This window comes from Desulforamulus aquiferis (genome assembly GCF_030577015.1).
Lineage (GTDB): Bacteria > Bacillota > Desulfotomaculia > Desulfotomaculales > Desulfotomaculaceae > Desulfotomaculum > Desulfotomaculum aquiferis.
The window spans coordinates 1-463 of sequence record NZ_JARPTC010000092.1 but is presented as its reverse complement, the minus strand read 5'-3'; the positions used below and the strand labels follow the sequence as shown (position 1 = coordinate 463).

Below are 463 nucleotides of genomic sequence, written 5' to 3'. Positions count from 1 at the left end.
AGAGACCTTCTCGAGGTTCGAGGTTCGGAATTCGAAGTTCGAAAAAGAACCCAACTAGAGAAGTACTCTAAAATCAACCAGAAACTTCCGGTTGATTTTAAGACTCTCAGAGAGTAAAATCATAAATCCGGGAAGCACGGGGACGTTTCCCGTGACTTAAAAAATGTTCCTTGAAAACTGAACAGTGAAAAGTAAAGCGTCGTAGTAATACAATTTTGCAGGATACAGCAATGTAGCCGAGCAAATGAGATGCGAGAAGTGAGAGGTTGGAAGTGGGAAATGCCGCGGAAAACATTAAGCTAATTACATCTCGAAAAGTAAGAAAAGCAAGTAGGTCAAGAAGAAAAGGGCACATGGTGGATGCCTTGGCGCTAAGAGCCGAAGAAGGGCGTGGAAAGCTGCGAAAAGCCACGAGGAGCCGCAAGCAGGCGTTAATCCGTGGATACCCGAATGGGGCAACCCG

Annotated in this window: 1 rRNA gene; it reads left to right on the top strand. The window is 45.8% G+C overall.

Features of this window, described 5'->3' with window-relative positions:
• Positions 1-333: 333 nt before the first annotated feature.
• Positions 334-463: ribosomal RNA gene (locus P6N53_RS18665) — 23S ribosomal RNA — on the top strand; the annotation flags it as partial.